General features: G+C 48.0%; 17 protein-coding genes. 1 reads left to right on the top strand and 16 read right to left on the bottom strand.

Going from position 1 to position 18,663, the window contains the following annotated elements:
- Positions 1-12 precede the first annotated feature (12 nt).
- From NO352_RS03120 to cymR, 13 genes are all read right to left on the bottom strand, one after another.
- Positions 13-312, bottom strand: a complete 300-nt coding sequence (locus tag NO352_RS03120; RefSeq protein ID WP_005547511.1) for a DUF1292 domain-containing protein — start codon at positions 310-312, stop codon at positions 13-15.
- Positions 309-608 carry a DUF1292 domain-containing protein gene (locus tag NO352_RS03115; protein WP_005547509.1) on the bottom strand — a complete coding sequence of 100 codons (300 nt, stop codon included), beginning with the start codon at positions 606-608 and terminating at the stop codon, positions 309-311. Before NO352_RS03115 ends, NO352_RS03120 begins: the two co-directional genes overlap by 4 nt.
- 9 nt (positions 609-617) lie before the next feature.
- Positions 618-1,034: a Holliday junction resolvase RuvX gene (gene ruvX / locus NO352_RS03110; protein WP_005547506.1), complete on the bottom strand. Its 417-nt coding sequence runs from the start codon at positions 1,032-1,034 to the stop codon at positions 618-620.
- A 56-nt stretch (positions 1,035-1,090) separates the two neighbouring features.
- Positions 1,091-1,351 carry an IreB family regulatory phosphoprotein gene (locus NO352_RS03105; RefSeq protein ID WP_005547503.1) on the bottom strand — a complete coding sequence of 87 codons (261 nt, stop codon included), beginning with the start codon at positions 1,349-1,351 and terminating at the stop codon, positions 1,091-1,093.
- 156 nt (positions 1,352-1,507) lie between these two features.
- Positions 1,508-4,144, bottom strand: coding sequence for an alanine--tRNA ligase (gene alaS, locus NO352_RS03100; RefSeq protein ID WP_005547501.1), 2,637 nt, complete (start codon positions 4,142-4,144; stop codon positions 1,508-1,510).
- 443 nt (positions 4,145-4,587) lie between these two features.
- On the bottom strand, positions 4,588-7,926 hold the full coding sequence (locus NO352_RS03095) for a SwmB domain-containing protein (protein WP_289354881.1): 3,339 nt from the start codon (positions 7,924-7,926) through the stop codon (positions 4,588-4,590).
- 223 nt (positions 7,927-8,149) lie between these two features.
- Positions 8,150-9,214, bottom strand: coding sequence for an AI-2E family transporter (locus NO352_RS03090; RefSeq protein WP_005547498.1), 1,065 nt, complete (start codon positions 9,212-9,214; stop codon positions 8,150-8,152).
- A gap of 68 nt (positions 9,215-9,282) precedes the next feature.
- Entirely contained in the window at positions 9,283-9,816 is a 534-nt protein-coding gene (gene nrdG, locus NO352_RS03085) for an anaerobic ribonucleoside-triphosphate reductase activating protein (protein ID WP_289354880.1), read from the bottom strand.
- Positions 9,765-11,645 (bottom strand): anaerobic ribonucleoside triphosphate reductase, encoded by a 1,881-nt coding sequence (locus tag NO352_RS03080; RefSeq protein ID WP_262866978.1) that lies wholly within the window; start codon positions 11,643-11,645, stop codon positions 9,765-9,767. Before NO352_RS03080 ends, nrdG begins: the two co-directional genes overlap by 52 nt.
- A gap of 256 nt (positions 11,646-11,901) precedes the next feature.
- Positions 11,902-12,117, bottom strand: coding sequence for a hypothetical protein (locus NO352_RS03075; RefSeq protein ID WP_040735985.1), 216 nt, complete (start codon positions 12,115-12,117; stop codon positions 11,902-11,904).
- A gap of 47 nt (positions 12,118-12,164) precedes the next feature.
- The gene (locus NO352_RS03070; protein ID WP_005547490.1) at positions 12,165-12,647 is read right to left on the bottom strand and encodes a PRC-barrel domain-containing protein; all 483 of its coding nucleotides are present in this window, start codon (positions 12,645-12,647) and stop codon (positions 12,165-12,167) included.
- A 149-nt stretch (positions 12,648-12,796) separates the two neighbouring features.
- Positions 12,797-13,981: a cysteine desulfurase family protein gene (locus NO352_RS03065; RefSeq protein ID WP_289354879.1), complete on the bottom strand. Its 1,185-nt coding sequence runs from the start codon at positions 13,979-13,981 to the stop codon at positions 12,797-12,799.
- An 83-nt stretch (positions 13,982-14,064) separates the two neighbouring features.
- Positions 14,065-14,484, bottom strand: coding sequence for a cysteine metabolism transcriptional regulator CymR (gene cymR / locus NO352_RS03060; protein ID WP_005547485.1), 420 nt, complete (start codon positions 14,482-14,484; stop codon positions 14,065-14,067).
- Between the two features lie 303 nt (positions 14,485-14,787).
- Here cymR and mnmA point away from each other — a divergent pair, with 303 nt between their 5' ends.
- Positions 14,788-15,894 (top strand): tRNA 2-thiouridine(34) synthase MnmA, encoded by a 1,107-nt coding sequence (mnmA, locus tag NO352_RS03055; RefSeq protein ID WP_005547481.1) that lies wholly within the window; start codon positions 14,788-14,790, stop codon positions 15,892-15,894.
- A 90-nt stretch (positions 15,895-15,984) separates the two neighbouring features.
- Here the strand turns inward: mnmA and NO352_RS03050 are convergent, their stop codons facing one another.
- From NO352_RS03050 to NO352_RS03040, 3 genes are all read right to left on the bottom strand, one after another.
- Positions 15,985-17,337, bottom strand: coding sequence for a hemolysin family protein (locus NO352_RS03050; RefSeq protein WP_262866977.1), 1,353 nt, complete (start codon positions 17,335-17,337; stop codon positions 15,985-15,987).
- A 230-nt stretch (positions 17,338-17,567) separates the two neighbouring features.
- A complete protein-coding gene (locus NO352_RS03045; RefSeq protein WP_005547475.1) occupies positions 17,568-17,876 on the bottom strand; it encodes an ArsR/SmtB family transcription factor in 309 nt (102 codons plus the stop codon).
- A gap of 179 nt (positions 17,877-18,055) precedes the next feature.
- The gene (locus NO352_RS03040; protein WP_289354878.1) at positions 18,056-18,613 is read right to left on the bottom strand and encodes a PCYCGC motif-containing (lipo)protein; all 558 of its coding nucleotides are present in this window, start codon (positions 18,611-18,613) and stop codon (positions 18,056-18,058) included.
- Positions 18,614-18,663 lie beyond the last annotated feature (50 nt).

Below are 18,663 nucleotides of genomic sequence, written 5' to 3'. Positions count from 1 at the left end.
ACAAACTACAAATTAAAATTCGTCTCGATACGTCAGTTCATCATACAGTTCGGCTACTTCTTCCCACTCATCATCGTCTTCAATCGATTCGAGTTCCCAGCCTTCTTCTTCACTTCCGATAATGCGATACAGTTCCTGCTCAGATTCCTGAGCACCTTCTGGAAGCAATACGGCATAGGCTTGATCGTCAAGTCGGAATTCAGCGATTAGCGACAGAACACGGCTGTTGCCAGCGTCGTCCGTCATTTCAACGAATTGACCGAAAGCATTCTTCAGCTGCTCTGTCAATTGAAGCTCCACTCGTTCGGTCACCCTTCATTCTCCTCGTCTGCGGTAAATAAAGTATTGAACGTTTCCTCAACGATGTTCCATTCTTCTTCATCCGTGATGGTAAACAGCTTCAAGTCGTCTTCGTCTTCCTCATAACGGAACGCGTACACTTCGTCGGAATCATCATCGTCGGATTCAACAGGTACGACCATCATATATTTTTTGTTCGTGCCATCTACATCGAACTTCATAATGACTTCGAATTCTTCCTCGTTGCCCTCGTCGTCCGGAATATAAATGATCTCCGGTTCTTCTTGCAAATGTTCATCTCGTGTCATAGTAACCCCTCACCTTCTTGATTGATAGTCAAGATATGTTTGTAATATAATGGTTGCCGCCATCTTATCGATGACTTGTCGACGCTTCTTGCGACTGACGTCAGCTTCCAGCAATGTGCGTTCTGCCGACACCGTACTCAAGCGTTCATCCCACAGGTGAACGGGCAATCCGAACGACTGCTTCAACTGTTCTGCAAATGACATGCTTAGCTCGCCCCGAGGTCCGACTGTGCCATTCATATTCTTCGGCAGTCCGAGAACAATGGCTTCCACGCCGTGTTCCTTTACAATGTCACCAAGTCGCTTCAGATCATCCTCTGGTTTGCGGCGTTCAATGACTTCCAGCCCTTGCGCCGTCCAACCGAAAGCATCGCTAATCGCGACACCGATCCGTCGATCTCCGTAATCCAAGCCAAGAATCTTCATTCATTCTCTCCCAGTGCTGTGTGCTTCTTCATCCGTGATACGTTCATCTTCGCGACTTAACGGTGATGATTCAAGTAGAAACGAACCAATTCTTCTATCAGTTCGTCCCGCTCCTTCTTCCTCACGATACTTCGAGCATTGTTATGCCGCGGGATATAAGCGGGATCCCCGGATAGAAGATAACCAACGATCTGGTTAATAGGATTGTATTCCTTCTCGAGAAGCGCATCATAGACAGACAACAGGATATCTTCGTTGGAAGCTTGCTGTTCCTCCGCTTTTACATTGAACTTCATCGTCTTATCCATGGAATTCATCGCTAACACCTCGCTTTACTCTTATCATAACACATACCCGAACAAACTAGAAAATATTCCGCTTCATAGCTTGGCATTGTTCACAAATTTGACGACAATGCGACACTTAATGGAATCGGATCAAGGAGCCCTATACAACAGGGCTCCTCTCTTATATTATACGCCAAGCTGCTTCGTAACAAGCTCTTCTACAAGAGCCAACGCCGCTGGAAGCTTGGAAGCGTCCTTGCCTCCCGCCTGTGCCATATCCGGTCGGCCACCGCCTCCACCGCCGCATACAGAAGCAAGCTCCTTAATCAGCTTGCCGGCATGAAGCCCCTTCTTCACAAGCCCAGGAGCAACTGCAACGACAAAGTTCACCTTGTCTTCGTTCACTGCACCGAGCGCGATAATAGCTTCTGGCAGCTTCGCCTTTAGCTCGTCCGCTGTCGTACGAAGCGCATCCATACCGCCAGCATCAACTTGTGCTGCCAATACTTGAACGCCAGCAACGGTTTTTACCTGATCTGTCAATTGTCCTGCTTCAATGCTGCTCAACTTGCCCTTAAGCGATTCATTTTCACGGGAGAGCTCTTTCTCGCGGGTAAACATCGCTTCAATACGCTTCGGCACATCGGCCACATTTGATTTAAGCAATGAACCAGCTTGCTTCAACAGCTCCAATTGAGCCTCCATATATTGATACGCATGACGTCCAGTTACGGCTTCAATTCTGCGTACGCCAGAGCCAATACCGCTCTCGCTTACAATTTTAAAGAGGCCAATTTCCGAAGTGCTGCCAACATGGCAGCCGCCGCACAACTCAATGCTGTAATCGCCGACTTGTACGACACGCACAACATCGCCGTACTTCTCGCCGAACAATGCCATTGCGCCCATTTCTTTTGCTTCATCAATCGATTTTGATTCGATGACGAGCTGTGTGCCTTTCCAGATTTGCTCGTTGACACGATGCTCAATGTCAGTAAGCTCTTCTTCACTAATGCTTCCTAAATGAGTGAAGTCAAAACGAAGGCGATCAGGCTGAACAAGAGATCCTGCTTGGTTCGCATGCTCGCCCAATACGAGCTTCAGCGCCTTGTGAAGCAAGTGTGTTGCGGTGTGATTCTTAATAATATCCTCGCGGATCGCACGATCAACCGCAGCTTGTACCTTCATGCCAACGCGAAGTGATCCTTCTTCCACGCGAACAACAGCAACATGCTGGCCATGAGGCGCCTTCACTACATCTTGAACCTTTGCCTTGAACCCGGCTGCTGTAAGCAGACCGCTGTCGCTTACCTGACCGCCGCTTTCTGCGTAGAATGGCGTACGATCAAGCACAACTTGGCAAGTCGTATCTGCTTGTGCTTCCTCAGCCATGTTGTCGCCAACGATTATCGCCAACACACTGGATTCCGTTACCAACTCATTATATCCAACGAATTCGCTTTTAGTCGTGAAATCAGCAAGCGGTCCGCCTTGCACCTTCATGCTTCCTGTATCTTGACGAGCTGCACGAGCACGATCACGCTGCTCTTGCATTGCTTGGTCGAAGCCTTCACGGTCTACCGTCAACCCATGTTCGGAAGCATAATCTTCCGTTAGGTCGAATGGGAAGCCATACGTATCATACAGCTTAAACGCTTCTTGCCCACCAATTTGCGTACGGCCCTCCTGCTTCGCAGCAGATGCCAAGCTTTCTAATATCGCCAATCCTTCGACAAGCGTTTCGTGGAAACGTTCTTCCTCGTTCTTAATCACTTTTTCGATAAATTCGCGTTTTTCAACGATCTCCTTGTAATGCGCACCCATTACTTCACATACCGTTTGTACCAGTTCTACCATAAATGGACGGTCGATGCCGAGGATTTTCCCGTAGCGAACCGCACGGCGCAGCAAGCGGCGGATAACGTATCCACGACCTTCATTCGATGGCAATACGCCGTCGCCTACTGCGAATGTTACCGTACGAACATGGTCAGCAATAACTTTCAAGGCAACGTCGAACTCTGGACGTTCATTATATTTCACGCCTGCAATGCGGCATGTTGCTTGAATGATCGGCTGGAACAGGTCAGTATCGAAGTTGGAGTCTACATCCTGCAAGATCGATGCAAAGCGCTCCAAGCCTGCGCCTGTATCAATGTTTTTGTTCGGCAGCGGCGTGTAACTGCCGTCCTTGTTGTGGTTGTATTGCGAGAATACATTGTTCCACACTTCCAAATAGCGCTCGTTCTCACCGCTTGGATAGCATTCTGGATCCTCTTCCAATGTTCCGTACTTCTCTCCGCGATCGTAGAAGATCTCAGTACACGGGCCGCAAGGTCCTTCCCCGATATCCCAGAAGTTATCATCGCCTGTCTTTACGATGTGGTCAGCAGGAAGGCCAATTTTCTCGTTCCACAGCTTGTACGCTTCTTCATCCTCGTTATGGACGGTAACATAGAGACGGTTTGGATCAAACCCAATCCATTCTTTGCTCGTCAAGAACTCCCAAGCCCAAGTAATTGCTTCTTCTTTGAAATAATCGCCGATGGAGAAGTTCCCGAGCATTTCGAAGAACGTATGGTGGCGGCGTGTCTTGCCGACATTTTCAATATCGTTCGTGCGAATACATTTTTGCGAGTTTGCAATACGCGGGTTTTCAGGCTTCACGCGTCCGTCAAAATAAGGCTTCAGCGGGGCCATGCCCGCATTAATCCAAAGCAGCGATGGGTCATTGTGAGGCACAAGCGATGCGCTCGGCTCAATGTGATGCCCTTTGCTCTCAAAGAATTTTAACCATTTCTCGCGAATTTCACTAGCCTTCATGAATAAACGCCCCCAACTAAATTGTCATATAAAAATAAAAAATCGCCCCTGAAAATCAGGGACGATTCGTATATCGCGGTACCACCCTGGTTATCGCATACAGTCTTATCCAATCAATCAAGCCTGCACCATGATGCAAGCAACGGGTAAGACAAGCGTCTGCGATCGCCTTGACGTTGATAACGGGCACGTCCCGGTGAAGTTCCATTCACACTCAGAAATTAGCATTCAGCTGCTCTTCTCGGTGAAGATTCTTACAGCCAGCCGGCGTTCGCCGATCCGGAATCTTCTCTCTGCTCCCAGGGCTTCAGCTTACTTGAATTCGTCGTCGTTTTGTTCCATATATCTATCCAATTATCTAGTATAAGCAGCAGGCAAACAGTTGTCAAACATCTTTCCTTTGAACCAAGTCTGCCTGCACTGCGGATATGAATAAGAATCGTCTATCCTAGATATTCAATTTGCTCAAGCATGCGTTTCAGCATAACTGCAGCCTGCGCACGTGTCGCCGTAGCCTTTGGCTGGAATGTATTGGCGGTCATCCCTTGAACTATGCCTGTAGAGACTGCCTTGCTTACGCCGTCGCGCGCATAGCCGCTTACCTGATTGCGATCGTTGAACTTATTAAGCGAACTTGGATTGGAAGCAACATCGCGTCCTGTATATTCCATCGCTCGAACGAGCATAACAGCCATTTGTTCACGGTTGATCGACTCATTTGGACGGAACATGCCATTTTCATAACCGCCAATAATTCCCGCTTTGGTTGCAGCCCCAATATAAGGAGCCATCATGCTGGACAGATTCACATCACGATAGGCGGAAGCTCCAGACGCATCAGCTTGAAGCCCAAGCGAGCGTGCCAGCAAGATCGCGAACTGTCCGCGTGTAATGTTGGCATTCGGTGCGAATGCGTCATTACTAACACCCTCAATAATATACTTTGATGCCAATTCGCGAATAGCGTCGCGTCCCCAGTGGCTTTTAATGTCAGAGAAATCTTTCGTACGATCCATCATGGCCACAGAACGATTGCCTTTGAACTGGAAAGCGTACACCGTAACGCCAAGTTCCTGCTTCGTTACCGTTGGCACATATCCCGCCTTGTTCAGCACGGAATCATAACGGACGGCTGATGCATTTCCTCGTTGTACCAATTGTACGTTGCGCACCTTGTATTTCAAATTCGCCTCAATCGTACGCGGCGTGGCGGAGCCTGCGAATGCCGACAAGCGGAATTCAATCGGATTGACTCGTACGCGTGCACCTGTATCATTCAGGCTGCGCAGCAATGCACGAGAATCCGATCCAGATTCCGATTCTGCTTGGAGCAGCAGGTATGCCTGATTGTTCCCCCACTCCCGCTCGAGAGCACGAAAGTCCAACTCTCGCAACGGAACCGACATCAGGATATCTCCATAACGAATAGAGAATACCGCATCATTTGCCTTACTGTATACCTCATTCAAGGTTTGCAATGGAACAGCGACCACCGCTCCGCGTTCGGATGTCGGAACATCGAACGCCAGATGATTGCGCGTACCGTTTTGGAGTACATATTCAAAGGATGATTTCAACTTGTTTGCCGGTATCGTATAACGCTTAACAGAACTGCCGCTTAATGAACGATCAGAGCTAGTGTCCGCTGACGAGCTCGAGAGCAAATACCAGCCATCATCCAAAAACCAACGGAAGGAAGCAGGTTGTATATCGCCCGGGCGTGTGGTGGAACCATCCGTTTTATTGGTCACAGCGGTAGATGCGAACGACTGCAAGGAATTGCCTGCCAAATCTTTAATCGGGTTTTTCCCTTGCAAATAAGCAACGGTTACCGTGCTGTAGGCATTGACCGCTTCGTCCAGTGTCAAGGTAACCTCTTCGTTGCGAGTAGAAGCACGCTTTACTTTAATTGTCCGGTTGTCTGACTGTACCACAAATTGTGATGCGTCAGGAGAAGGAAATTCCTTCAGCCGCTCGGAAAAGACAAGCGTTATCGCACTGCCCTTCACTGAAGCCGAACGCAACGTTGGCGCGGTTCGGTCAGAACGGTTATCAGCCTTCATCAATGCGAATCCGGATGCCTTATTTCCAGCCAAATCAGAAATTCGAGGCTCCCCTGGCAAGTACGATACTGTGACATCATCGTTGTCGCCAACACTGGAGCTTAAGACGAGATGAACCTCATTATTTCGCACTTGAACAGAATCGACACTTTGGGATGAACGATTGACATACACCGAGAAATGAGTGCGAGGCGGTACCTTGCTCGTATCCAATGATTCATTATAAGTCAACGTCAGCAGGCTCCCGCTAACCTCTGCCCTTTGAACCACAGGCGCCTTCGTATCTGCATCATTTCGCGCCAAAAGATCCGTAAATGCCTCAAGCTGGTTGCCACTGCGATCTTTCAATGGATAACGATCCGGCTTATAGCTCACTCTTACCGTTTGATTGTCGCGGATCAGATAAATAAGCGACAATGTAACTCTAGAACCATCCACTGAAATACGGCTTACCGACTTTTCCTTCCCATCCACGGTAACCTTGAACTGTTCATATGCACGGGCAGATACGGTATCCATCGGATTCGACATGTCCAGAATTACCTTCATTCCTTCCGCACTAGCCTGTTTAACGATAGGTGGAGTACGGTCAACATCATTACTGACTGCCGCCTTCTCGAATGCGGCTGCTGGATTGCCTGCCGTATCCTGTATTGGCTTGCGTTCAGCGCTCGGACGATAGGAGATGAGCACATTTTGCCCGGCTGCAATCCCGCTTTCTACGCTGACATCGACATAATTGTCCCCCATAGCTGTCCCCGTAACGCGGCGTAAATTTCCATTCACCGTTACTTCGAAGCTGGCGGCTGGCGGCTGTGAGTTCTTATTCAAACTCTTATTGAACGTTAAACAAACGGTATCCAGCTTACTAAGTGCAGCAGACTTCAAAGTAGGAGCCCCTGCGTCCTCATTGCCCGTTGTGAACTTCCATGTATTCAATCCCGGGTAAGACTTTCCGCTTGCATTGCGCAGGGAATCTGCCGCGATTTCTATCGTATACTCTGTGCTCGGCTTCAATTGCTGTACCGGATCAATCGTAATCGTATTTGTGCCGTCACCAGCAACACGATTGGAGGACATCGGCAGCGCCTCAAACACTTTGCCATCCTTCGCCTGCTTCATGATGATACTTCCGCCGGATTGCTTCCATACCTTCTCCTTGAAGGTCAACACTAGCTTAGAGTCCACACGGACATCTCGCTGCCCAATCGATGGCGCCAGTACATCCAGTTGAGGGGCACCAACATCGGCTGCAGTCGTGAAGGTCCACTCCGTTGGATCATAAACACCGAGGAACTCTGAAGTGCCTGATTTGAAAGTACCGAAATCAACCTGTACCCGGTAAGCATTCCCAGCCTCCAACGGCTTTGATAACGTAATCGTCGCTTTTTTCTTCGACTCATCCAAGCGAACTTGGTTGCTGTCTACTGCAATATCCTCAACCTTGTCACCATTCTTCTTCCGCAAGGTGATGTTTCCGCTTCCTTTTTCTACTTCAGTATTGAACGCAAGAATCAACTCAGTTCCGACGTTGACATCTGTCGCCCCTGCGGCAGGGATCATGGACGACACCTTAATTGTTTTCAAGCCTTCTATTTTGTCTTTCCATGCATCTTTAAGCGTTGTGCTTGATCCCGTCTGCGGCAATGCCATCGCGGCATTCGCAGAAAGTTCCATTGCTAAAGCAATAGTCAATAATATCGCAAGTGTTCGTTTCACGTAAGAACTCTCCTCCTAATCATTCCTATTTCATTTCGCAGGACGCGACATCTGCAATCATTCACGAATAAAATAACGGCGTCCAATATCCTTAAACGCCGCATCCACTTCTTTAAACGCGCCTGACAACGAATTTGTTGTTCAAGATTGCGAAACTTTCTGAAAAATAGGACTAAAGTAGGGGTTTTTATCTTTAACATTTTCCTTGATTATCCAAATTGATTTACACGGTTTTGCGGCGAATCTGATAAGCTACAATGTGCTGACAGATTACTTTAATCACTGCAAAAAAGGGTACTGCAAGGATAAGCCCTACAACGCCAGCAAGCTCGCCGCCGACCAGCAGAGCGAAAATAATTGTGAGTGGATGCATATGCAGGGTTTTGCCTACTACCTGAGGCGAAATAATATTGCCCTCCACGATTTGACAGATTGTATTGACCACAATGACCAAAATAATCATCTTGATCGATACAGTCGCTGCAAAAATAAGCGCAGGGGCTGCACCGAAATATGGCCCGAGATAGGGAATAATGTTGAACACCGCAACACATAAGGCAAGCAGCAGTGCATAAGGCATGCCGATGATCCAGTAGCCAATATAAGCAAGCACGCCAATAATGACGCATACAAGGAACTGTCCCCGTATGTAGCTGCCCAACGCCTCATCGATTTCCCGGAACAGCAGTACCGTGTGTTTCCGATGCGAGCGCGGCACATAGGCGATAACAGCACGCTCGAACACATCGAAATCCTTTAATATATAGAAAATGAGAAAGGGAACGATAAGCGCAATGAAGAGCATATTAATGGCAGCTCCGATATTTTCCATAAAGTCTGAAATCGTCTTGCCGATGCGCTCCTCAAGCGCGTAAATCGAGTTGTTTAATCCAGAACGTACGGAAGGCGGCATCGTTTTTCCTACACCATCCATCATCTGCTCCGCCTTCGCATTCAGATGGGGCATCTGATTGTTAAGCTCTGCAAGCTGCTTCACCAGCATCGGGATCATATTGACTAAAATGACTGTCACGACTGCAATGAATACCGCATAAATAAGCAAGACCGCCATTGTGCGGGGAACTTTACGCTCATTGAGCAGGGTTACGATCGGATTGAGCACGTAAGCAATAATCATCGCCACGAAGAAAGGGGCAAGTATAGCTTTAAGAAAGCCATAGACATGCCCAATTAGAGGTTTCATCATAAACAATAAATAGAGGATGATAAGACCTAGCAGACAATAGATGCTCATGACGAATAGACGGTTTTTCCAAAAACGCTCCACTGTACCATACACTCCGTTCCAACTAGCTAGTATGTAGAATGCTTGCAATACAGTAAAGTATGTGTAGCCTAGGGAAAAATTAATCCAACAGGAGCTCCATCTTCTATTCGCCAGATACGCTGATTGTCGCTGCCGCGGAAAGGGAGTCCGGGACAACGGCGCTCTGCTATGAAAGGCCCGTCGACCAGGACATCAATACTGTGAAGCAGTTCCTGTTGATCTGGAGTACCGTGCTCCATCAACCGCTCGACCGTATACCCTGTATATGACCATATATGTCGGCCAGACTGACGCAGCAGCCGGGCCAACTCCGACACTTCCTTTGCCTGCATGAACGGTTCTCCGCCGGATAGGGTTACATCTGTAAGCGGATTGGACAGCACCTCGGCTGCCACCTCCTCTACAGTCATCTCCGTACCGTTCATCATGTTCCAGGATTGCGGATTATGGCATCCTTTGCACTGGTGGGGACATCCGCTGAAGAAAATGACTGTGCGCAGACCCTCCCCGTCAACAACACTGTCGTGCAAAATGGATAGAACGCGCAGGCTCATTGATGCTTCACCCGCTCCGACTCCTCTGTCCGCTTTGCGGTATTCCATTTGTTCATATCCCCAACCAGATATCCAGTAATGCGGCGAATGCGCTCGATTTGGTTGCCAGAGCTTCCGCATACCGGACAGCTGTCCTCAATTGTATCTTGATGGCCACAAGTGCGGCAGCGGTCGACAGGATGATTAAGAGAGCCATAGCCAATTCCGCTGGCCGCCATCGCACGCACGATTCGGTCAAGCGCCTTTGGATTAGCCTTGGCACTGCCGTCCAGTTCCACATAAGTAATATGTCCTGCATTGCACAGCTCATGGAAAGGCCCTTCAATCCGGATTTTATCGATCGCCTTCACGGAGCAATATACAGGCACATGAAAGGAATTGGTGTAATACTTCCGATCCGTAATGCCCTTTCTTACACCAAAATCAGCCCGATCCCGGCTTGTAAATTTCCCAGATAGTCCTTCTGCCGGTGTCGCGATCAATGAGAAATTAAGACCTGTCGCTGTAATTGCCTCATCCATTCGCATACGCATATGAGTCACGATCCGCATTCCTAGCTTGCGTGCTTCCTCAGACTCGCCATGATGGGTACCTGTAAGCGCGACCAGAGCTTCTGCAAGTCCGATAAAGCCAACGCTAAGTGTCCCTTGCTTAAGGATTTCCCCAAGCTCATCCTCTGGCTGCAAGTTTTCACTGCCACGCCATACACCCTGCTTCATCAAAAATGCAAAGTCTCTTACCTGCTTCTTTGATTGATACTCCAGCCGCTCCGTCAGCTGCTTGACCGTCAGCTTCAATATAGTGTCCAAGCGAATAAAGAAATCATCTATACTGCTTGACAGCATAGCAAGACGAACGAGATTCAACGAGGTGAAGGACAGGTTCCCTCTGCCGATCGCCGTTTCCTCTCCGTTCACATTCCCCATGACGCGCGTTCTGCAGCCCATATAGCAGGCCTCACTTTCTGGCGTACCGTTATCGTACTGTGCATTAAACGGAGCATCGAGAAAGGCAAAGTTCGGGAATAACCGCTGCGCTGTCGTTTGCAGTGCAAGCTGATATAAATCGTAATTCGGATCAGATGAGTCAAAGTTGACTCCCTTTTTCACTTTGAAAATTTGAATAGGGAAAATAGGCGTCTCCCCTCTGCCTAGTCCAGCTTGTGTCGCCAGCAGAAGCTGCTTCACAAGCATTCGTCCTTCCAAGGATGTATCCGTGCCATAGTTGAGCGAGATGAAGGGCACCTGCCCGCCGCCTCTGGAATGCATGGAATTCGCATTATGAATGAATGCCTCACAAGCCTGATATACATCCCGCTCCGTTAATCGCCATACTTCTGCTGCAAGATCGAAATCCTCTGGCAGCGGCAGCGATTCCATATAACGAAGATGCCGGTTGTAAGTTTTGCGTACATAAGGGGCTACATCATAATCGAACATCGGATATGCTTGCCCGCCGTGCTGCTGATTCTGGTTCGCCTGCAATATAATCGACGCCAGCGCAAGCGCACTCTTAATATCCTGCGGCTCGCGCATATATCCATGACCCGTGTTGAACCCTTGCTTTAACAGCTTGCCAAGCGGGATTTGGCAGCACGTTGTCGTACCGGAAGCATAGAAATCGAGGTCATGCGGATACATCAGGTTTTGTTCCACTGCCTCTCTTACGTCAGCAGACAGCAGATGCTGAATCGTATACCAACGCGCGCTCTCGCTTGCGATTTTACCCATCATCCCCATAGGCGAACGTCCATCCACATTCGCATTTTCCTGCATCAGATCCTGATTTCCGCCGTCTACGATGTCATGCAGCGATGCCGTTAACCGCTCCGTGCCCGTCGGCTTGCTCCGTTCCCATACCGTGCTTGTTCGTTTCATGGATACCATCGTCATATCAACTCAGTCCTTTCACATTATGTACCTTCATTTTCAGTGCAAATCGTCTATGTCAACTATATCTAGTGTGTTTGTTTGAAAATGAGCACAATATGTATTATGAACGAACTCTTTTTCTCACAATATGAGATTCATCACGGACAAAATGACGAGCGTGCAAAAAGCGCCCGTTCTCGCCTCTACGAAGCGATTACGAGCGCCAATGTTCCATATGATGGATATTTGTTCTGCCCAATCCTTAGGACGAGGCCTGTGCTTCCGGGAACGCAGGCGACGCAAATTCATCGCCAAAAAATAAATCATCCAGAGAGCTTAATGTACCGTCCTCTTCGACCTGGTACACGGACATCTTGTCTCCGTTCACCGTCAGCTCTATATAACATCCCCAGCAATAAAATTGGTGGGAGCCAATCTTCCCGATATCTTTGGAATTGCAGTTCGGGCATCGCAACATCGTTCTCACCATTCCGTCCGTTGACTAATTTGTTCGTACCGTGCAGGCTATCCGCTATCCTCGAAGACAATAACATCAGTCCCCCATTTCAAGCGGCTTGTCCCATCTATCCGCCGTCTGCCCTCCAACAGGTCAGACAGCAAACCGTCTGAAATTTCCAGACCTGTTACTTGGTTACCCATATTTGGCTGAAAATAAACATCAGCGACCCATCCTAATTGCGATCCTTCACTTGTCATGACAGGCAAATCCTTCAACGCTCCATTCCCTGTCAAGAAAGTCCTCTCTATATGGATAGCCTCCGTCTGGCGGATGGCTGTATCATTCGCGATCATTATTGCGTCTTCTCCGCAGGCAGTTACCTCTTCCCAGCTAACCGATGGAGGAGGCGAACCCTTACGGGAACGACCATCAAGCTCTATATGCGTTATAGTCCAATCATTCGAAATGCGGATATCCTTCACCTTGGCCAATCGCTTCCCCGTCTCAATTGCATACACGGGAAGGCCGATCAGTTCCAACAGCTTCATATCGGGGCCCCCTCTTCAGCTAACGGCATTTTACAAAAATCATGCAGGTCGTTCTAGGTTCGAAATTGATGAAACCCTTCTTCGAGTACGACCTCGGCTAGCATGCCGCGTTATCTCAATCGCCCCTCCTTTCACGCTGTGACAGTCCCTTACTGTCTAGTACGAACACGTGATACGATGGTTGCAATTTGTTGCGCAGCGCAAGCAGCCTCTTCATTAGTATTGCCCAATCCGAAGCTGAATCGTACAGCCGTTCTCTTGCGCTCATCCGGTAAATCCATAGCTTCAAGCACATGCGACAATTCCAGCGAACCTGAAGTACAGGCGGATCCACTTGAGGCCATAATGCCAGCCAAGTCCAAGTTCATCAGCATTGTCTCGGTTGGCACGTCCAAGAAGCTGACATTCAGTACATGCGGCAAGTGCTCAGTAGGATGCCCGTTCATGACCACGCGATCCCCAAGTGCCAATGACAGCTCCATCCACAATGTATTGCGAATTTGTCCGAGCCCCTCAAGCTTCTCACTCAGCGAAGCATTCGCCACTTCCAGCGCCTTGGCCATACCAGCGATACCCGCTACATTCTCTGTTCCCGCTCTGCGCTTGCGTTCCTGGCTTCCTCCATATAACAGCGGATCCCAATGCACACCCGAACGCACATATAGAACACCCACGCCCTTAGGACCATTAATTTTGTGGGCAGAGAAGCTTGCGAAATCTACGGGGATCTCGCACAATCGAAATTTCAAATGACCCAGCACTTGCACAGCATCAGTATGCATAGCAATTCCACGCTCACGAGCCAAACGCCCGATTTCCTCAATTGGTTGAATTGTGCCTACTTCATTGTTGCCGTACATGACGCTTATAAGACAAGTATGGGGCTTCAGCGCAGCCTTAATTGCTTCAACCGATACTTTCCCAGTCTGATCCGGCGCCACATAAGTCACTTCAAATCCGAATTGCTCCAATCGCTCGCACGCATGCAACACCGCATGATGCTCAATTTGCGTCGTCACGATATGCGGCTTGCGAGCGGATGCTGGTTGATTGTGATCCGAACATTGCTGCAGCCAAGCAGACCATGCGGCACCGAAGACGGCAGCATTATCCCCTTCCGTCCCTCCGCTCGTGAAGATAAGCTCCTGAGGCTGGCACCCGAGCTGCGCGGCAATGCGATCACGAGCTTGATTCAAAGCGAGCTTCGCTTCGCGCCCGAACGCATGAACGCTGGAAGCGTTTCCGAACACTTGATGCATACTGTCGGTCATCGCTTGCAAGACATCCGGATGAAGTGGGGTTGTTGCTGCATGGTCGAAATAGATGCGTTCCATTGTATTCCCTCGTTTCTACTAATCCATATATCCTTATCAAGCTTATCTATTACGATAAGAAACTTGCTGTTTATCTTTCAATATTAAATATAGAACATATAGCTGTCTTGGCTTCCCTCATCCTTGTAGTTAACCAAATCAGCCAGTGTCGTGGAGTCCAAAACCTGTGCAATGCTGTCACGAATACGCAGCCACAAATCACGCTTCGCCGGATCGTCCTCTTCTGTAAAATCGACTGGCGAGATTGGACCCTCCAGCACGCGAATAATTTCACCTGCTGTAATATGCTCAGGCACTCCAGCTAGCACATAGCCGCCATAGGCTCCACGAATACTTTTTACCAATCCTGCATTACGCAGCGGAGCGATCAATTGTTCTAAATAATGCTCAGAAAGTTGGTTTTTCTCCGCAATGCTCTTTAGCGATGTTGGACCTTCTCCACAACTCCTTGCCAACTCCATCATAATGGTAAGGCCATAACGACCCTTTGTTGAAATTTTCATATTGTACACCTCATTATTTAATATCGTATCAATCCAATGTATTCCGATTAAGGCACCCTGTATATCGTAACATAACTCTTCCCTTTATGGACAATATTCTGCTTCGGCATTCACAAATTATTTCCATTTGCTTGAAATTTTCTTGACAACATGTCATATTTCCGGTATATACCCCCTTATGGTATAATACAAAAGGATGTGAATAAGGCGTGCCTTTGTAGCAATCCTTTATTATAAATTCGCGAGCCGACAGCCTTCAAACGGGCCGCAATTGCCACAGCTCGCAGCAAAGACGGTGATACAATGACAAAATCTAATGCGGACACTCGCGTCGTCGTCGGCATGTCAGGCGGCGTAGATTCCTCGGTGACGGCTCTGCTGCTCAAGCAACAAGGCTATGATGTCATCGGCATATTCATGAAAAACTGGGATGACACGGACGAATTCGGTCAGTGCACAGCCGAAAGCGATGCGGAAGATGTACGCCGCGTCTGTGAACAGATTGGCATCCCTTATTATACGGTGAACTTTGAGAAGGAATATTTCGACAAGGTCTTCACCTATTTCTTGGACGAATATCGTCGCGGCCGTACGCCAAATCCAGACGTTATGTGCAACCGCGAAATTAAGTTCGGTGAATTTTTGCAAAAAGCACTCGACCTAGGCGCGGATTATTTGGCGACAGGCCATTACGCTCGCGTCCTCCACGAGGATGGCAAGCATACCCTGCTGCGCGGTGTTGATAGCAATAAGGATCAAACATACTTCCTTAATGCCTTGAATCAGGAGCAGTTGGCAAAGGCGATGTTCCCTATTGGACATTTGCCGAAGCCGGAAGTTCGCCGTATTGCCGAAGAAGCAGGGCTGGCCACTGCCAAGAAAAAGGATAGCACCGGCGTATGCTTTATTGGAGAGCGCAACTTCAAGCAGTTTCTAAGCCAATACTTGCCTGCACAACCAGGTCAAATGATCGATATTCGAACACATGAGGTGAAAGGCCGCCACGACGGACTCATGTACTACACCCTAGGTCAACGCCAAGGCTTGGGCATTGGCGGCTCAGGTAGCGGAGAGCCTTGGTTCGTAGCAGAGAAAGACTTGACTAATAACGTGCTGTATGTCGTGCAGGGTGACGATCATCCTAGCCTCTACTCTACAGGACTTGTCGCTTCTCAAGTCAACTGGATTGCTGGCGACATGCCAAATGAGCCAATCCGCTGCACAGCCAAATTCCGTTACCGCCAGCCGGATCAAGGTGTCACACTCCAAAAGAACGCGGACGGAACGGTAGAGGTTACCTTTGATATCAATCAGCGTGCAGTAACCCCTGGACAAGCTGTCGTTTTCTATGATGGGGACACATGTCTAGGCGGCGGCACAATCGATATCGTTCACAAATTAAAGGCATAACCAATTCATATTCATAGGAATCAACAACAAGGGGGTTATCCCGCAGCTGCGCTTTAAAGCCTGCTCGGGATAACCCCCTTCGTCATTATGCTATATGCTTGAAGCTGTATTCATCATCGAATCATGATTGCTCGCTGCCCCCAGCTTTTTCACATGGAGACGCGCAATCCGGAAATGATCGGTTTCTTCAACAATAAATTCATACTCAAAAGCACCTTCGACTCGAGTACGTTGGCCAACCCGTGGCGGAACCTCGACCATGGCATACATCCAGCCACCAATCGTGTCGTAGTCTTCAGAACTGATCTCTGTGCCGAAATAAGCATTGACTTCCTCGATCAGCAACCGTCCGTCAATCGAAAAGTTTGTTTCGTTTTTCTTCTCGATTTGTGGCCTTTCCTCATCGAATTCGTCCTGAATTTCGCCTACGATTTCTTCCATAATATCTTCTAACGTGACCAAACCCGCTGTTCCACCAAATTCATCGATAAGCAGCGCGATCTGCACCTTATTTTTCTGCATTAATTTCAACAATGCGCTAATGGACATTGACTCCGGAACACTTAACATCGGTCGTACGATGGAACGAATGCTGTCCAAGTTTTCTGGCGCCTTCACAATGTCACGGATATGGATAAAGCCGATAATATTATCCTTATCGTTATCGCACACCGGATAGCGTGTGTGCATTTCCGTAAGAACCTTCGTCTTGTTCACCTCAAACGAATCCTGTACATATAAACAAATCATATCCGTTCTTGGTATCATAATTTCACGTGCATGCGTTTCCGTAAAATCGAAAATGTTGTCCACAAGTGCCAGTTCAGTATTATCAATGTACCCACTCTTATGGCTTTCCTTGACCAAGATACGAATTTCCTCTTCCGTATGTGCCGATTCATGCTCTGAAGCCGGCTCAATACCGAACAACTTCAGTACCAGGTTGGCCGTACCATTTAATAGCCAGATGAACGGATACATCACCTTATAGAATAAGCTTAATGGACCGGCAGTCCATAACGCTACTCGTTCAGACTTGCGTATTGCCAGAGTCTTCGGCGCAAGTTCCCCAAGAACGATATGCAGCACCGTGATGAAAATAAACGCGATAGCAGTTGATATGGAAGTGATAACCGCTGTTCCTGCCCCTAATGCCGTCAATGGCTTATACAGCAGTTGAGCAACTGTCTTCTCCCCGATCCAACCAAGGCCAAGCGAAGCAAGCGTAATGCCTAATTGGCAGGCTGACAAGTAAGCATCCAAATGCTCTGTCACATGCCGCGTCAGCTTTGCTTTTGCGTTCCCCTCCTGCACGAGTGTATCAAGACGACTCCCGCGCACCTTCACCATCGCGAACTCCGCCGCAACGAAAAAGCCATTCAAAAATACTAACAGCAGAACAAACAACATTCCCCAAAATATCGGTAACGGATCACTACTCACCCGATCTCCTGCCCACTCCCTATTCGAAACGGACAGGAACACCTCCCCATACAATAAAATAAAGACATACATCTATTATATAAGAAAATACATAAGAATCCTACTCTCATCCACCCAGTCATTGAACATATGAATATTAATGGGATTTTCATTATGTATATTCTTTCTTTATATCGTCCTATCACCAATTTTGTTGAAGATGAATCGGAACATAAAGTTTAATACATTCACTATTGTTCGGTCGCGTATCGAACCGCCTCATTTAACAGTTCGATAATATAGGCATCATCGCATGTGTACAAAATGTTCTGTCCTTCCCGGCGATATCTGACAAAACGATATGCCCGCAGTGTCTTGAGCTGATGGGATACTGCAGACTGAGATAGCTGCAGCGCGTCTGCCACTTGGTTCACAGCACATTCTTCACGCGCAAGAAGCGACAAAATTCGAATACGTGTTGGATCGCCCAGCGCTTTGAACGTTTGCGATACCCTTTCCAGCACTTCTGCATCCAAATCTTTTCCCAGGAAATAATTCATCTTCTTCTTCTCCTTTGTGTTGTTCATCCATATCTTGCTGCTATGCGTGAGAACGAGATGAACATACCTACATATGTATGGCACTGTTGCCAGTAGGTTATGACAAAGCGAAGAAAAATAAACATGGATTCCTTAGGAATCCATGCCAATTGGAAATTGGGCATGCATGAATTCTTCTTCTACACGGAAGGAAGCGGTGTAGGAGTAGGTTCTGCATAACCCTCTTTGTATTTAGTATCAATCGTTTGACGGATATCCTTCATCGACTTGCCATCACGGAGCATCAGGGAAGCTTCAACGGCGATATCAAGGCATACGCCACAACGAGTGCCATGATCATCCCATTCAATCTTTCCTTCTTCCTTCGATACAACGAAGCAATTCAGGTTGCTCTTATGTCCAGCCACTTCTCCACAGCCGCAATAACAAGGCATATATTGCAGCAGTTCACTGTTCGTAGCTGCAAGCTGATAAATTTGCTGCATTTCCTTCTGCTTATCCTTCAAGAATGGCGGAAGCTCATCAACAGACGCCGTAATTTGACGCAAATCACCATTTTTCATCAACCGATCATGCTGTCCTTTCGAAATATCCGCATGACTTTCCGCTTCCTTGCTATCAGAGGAGTTCCCACAGCCAGTTACAATTGCCAATACCAGTAAACTAATAACGAGTGCCAGTTTCGGGATTCGATTGCGACTTTGTTCTTTGTTAGCTCTTTGCCTGTGACTGAACATGAAAATACCCCCCACCAAAGTATTCATTTCAAATTCAATATAAAGGTCTG

Source organism: Paenibacillus sp. S-12 (assembly GCF_030363895.1).
Taxonomy (GTDB): domain Bacteria; phylum Bacillota; class Bacilli; order Paenibacillales; family Paenibacillaceae; genus Paenibacillus_B; species Paenibacillus_B alvei.
This window is presented reverse-complemented; position numbering and strand designations above follow the sequence as displayed.

Coding starts and splice junctions, on each gene's coding strand:
- NO352_RS03045 (WP_005547475.1), bottom strand. CDS start 17,876: ATGAATTATTTCCTGGGAAAAGATTTGGATGCAGAAGTGCTGGAAAGG.
- NO352_RS03115 (WP_005547509.1), bottom strand. CDS start 608: ATGACACGAGATGAACATTTGCAAGAAGAACCGGAGATCATTTATATT.
- NO352_RS03080 (WP_262866978.1), bottom strand. CDS start 11,645: ATGAAACGAACAAGCACGGTATGGGAACGGAGCAAGCCGACGGGCACG.
- NO352_RS03040 (WP_289354878.1), bottom strand. CDS start 18,613: ATGTTCAGTCACAGGCAAAGAGCTAACAAAGAACAAAGTCGCAATCGA.
- mnmA (WP_005547481.1), top strand. CDS start 14,788: ATGACAAAATCTAATGCGGACACTCGCGTCGTCGTCGGCATGTCAGGC.
- cymR (WP_005547485.1), bottom strand. CDS start 14,484: ATGAAAATTTCAACAAAGGGTCGTTATGGCCTTACCATTATGATGGAG.
- NO352_RS03065 (WP_289354879.1), bottom strand. CDS start 13,981: ATGGAACGCATCTATTTCGACCATGCAGCAACAACCCCACTTCATCCG.
- ruvX (WP_005547506.1), bottom strand. CDS start 1,034: ATGAAGATTCTTGGCTTGGATTACGGAGATCGACGGATCGGTGTCGCG.
- NO352_RS03070 (WP_005547490.1), bottom strand. CDS start 12,647: ATGAAGCTGTTGGAACTGATCGGCCTTCCCGTGTATGCAATTGAGACG.
- alaS (WP_005547501.1), bottom strand. CDS start 4,144: ATGAAGGCTAGTGAAATTCGCGAGAAATGGTTAAAATTCTTTGAGAGC.
- NO352_RS03075 (WP_040735985.1), bottom strand. CDS start 12,117: ATGTTGCGATGCCCGAACTGCAATTCCAAAGATATCGGGAAGATTGGC.
- NO352_RS03105 (WP_005547503.1), bottom strand. CDS start 1,351: ATGAATTCCATGGATAAGACGATGAAGTTCAATGTAAAAGCGGAGGAA.
- nrdG (WP_289354880.1), bottom strand. CDS start 9,816: ATGGAATACCGCAAAGCGGACAGAGGAGTCGGAGCGGGTGAAGCATCA.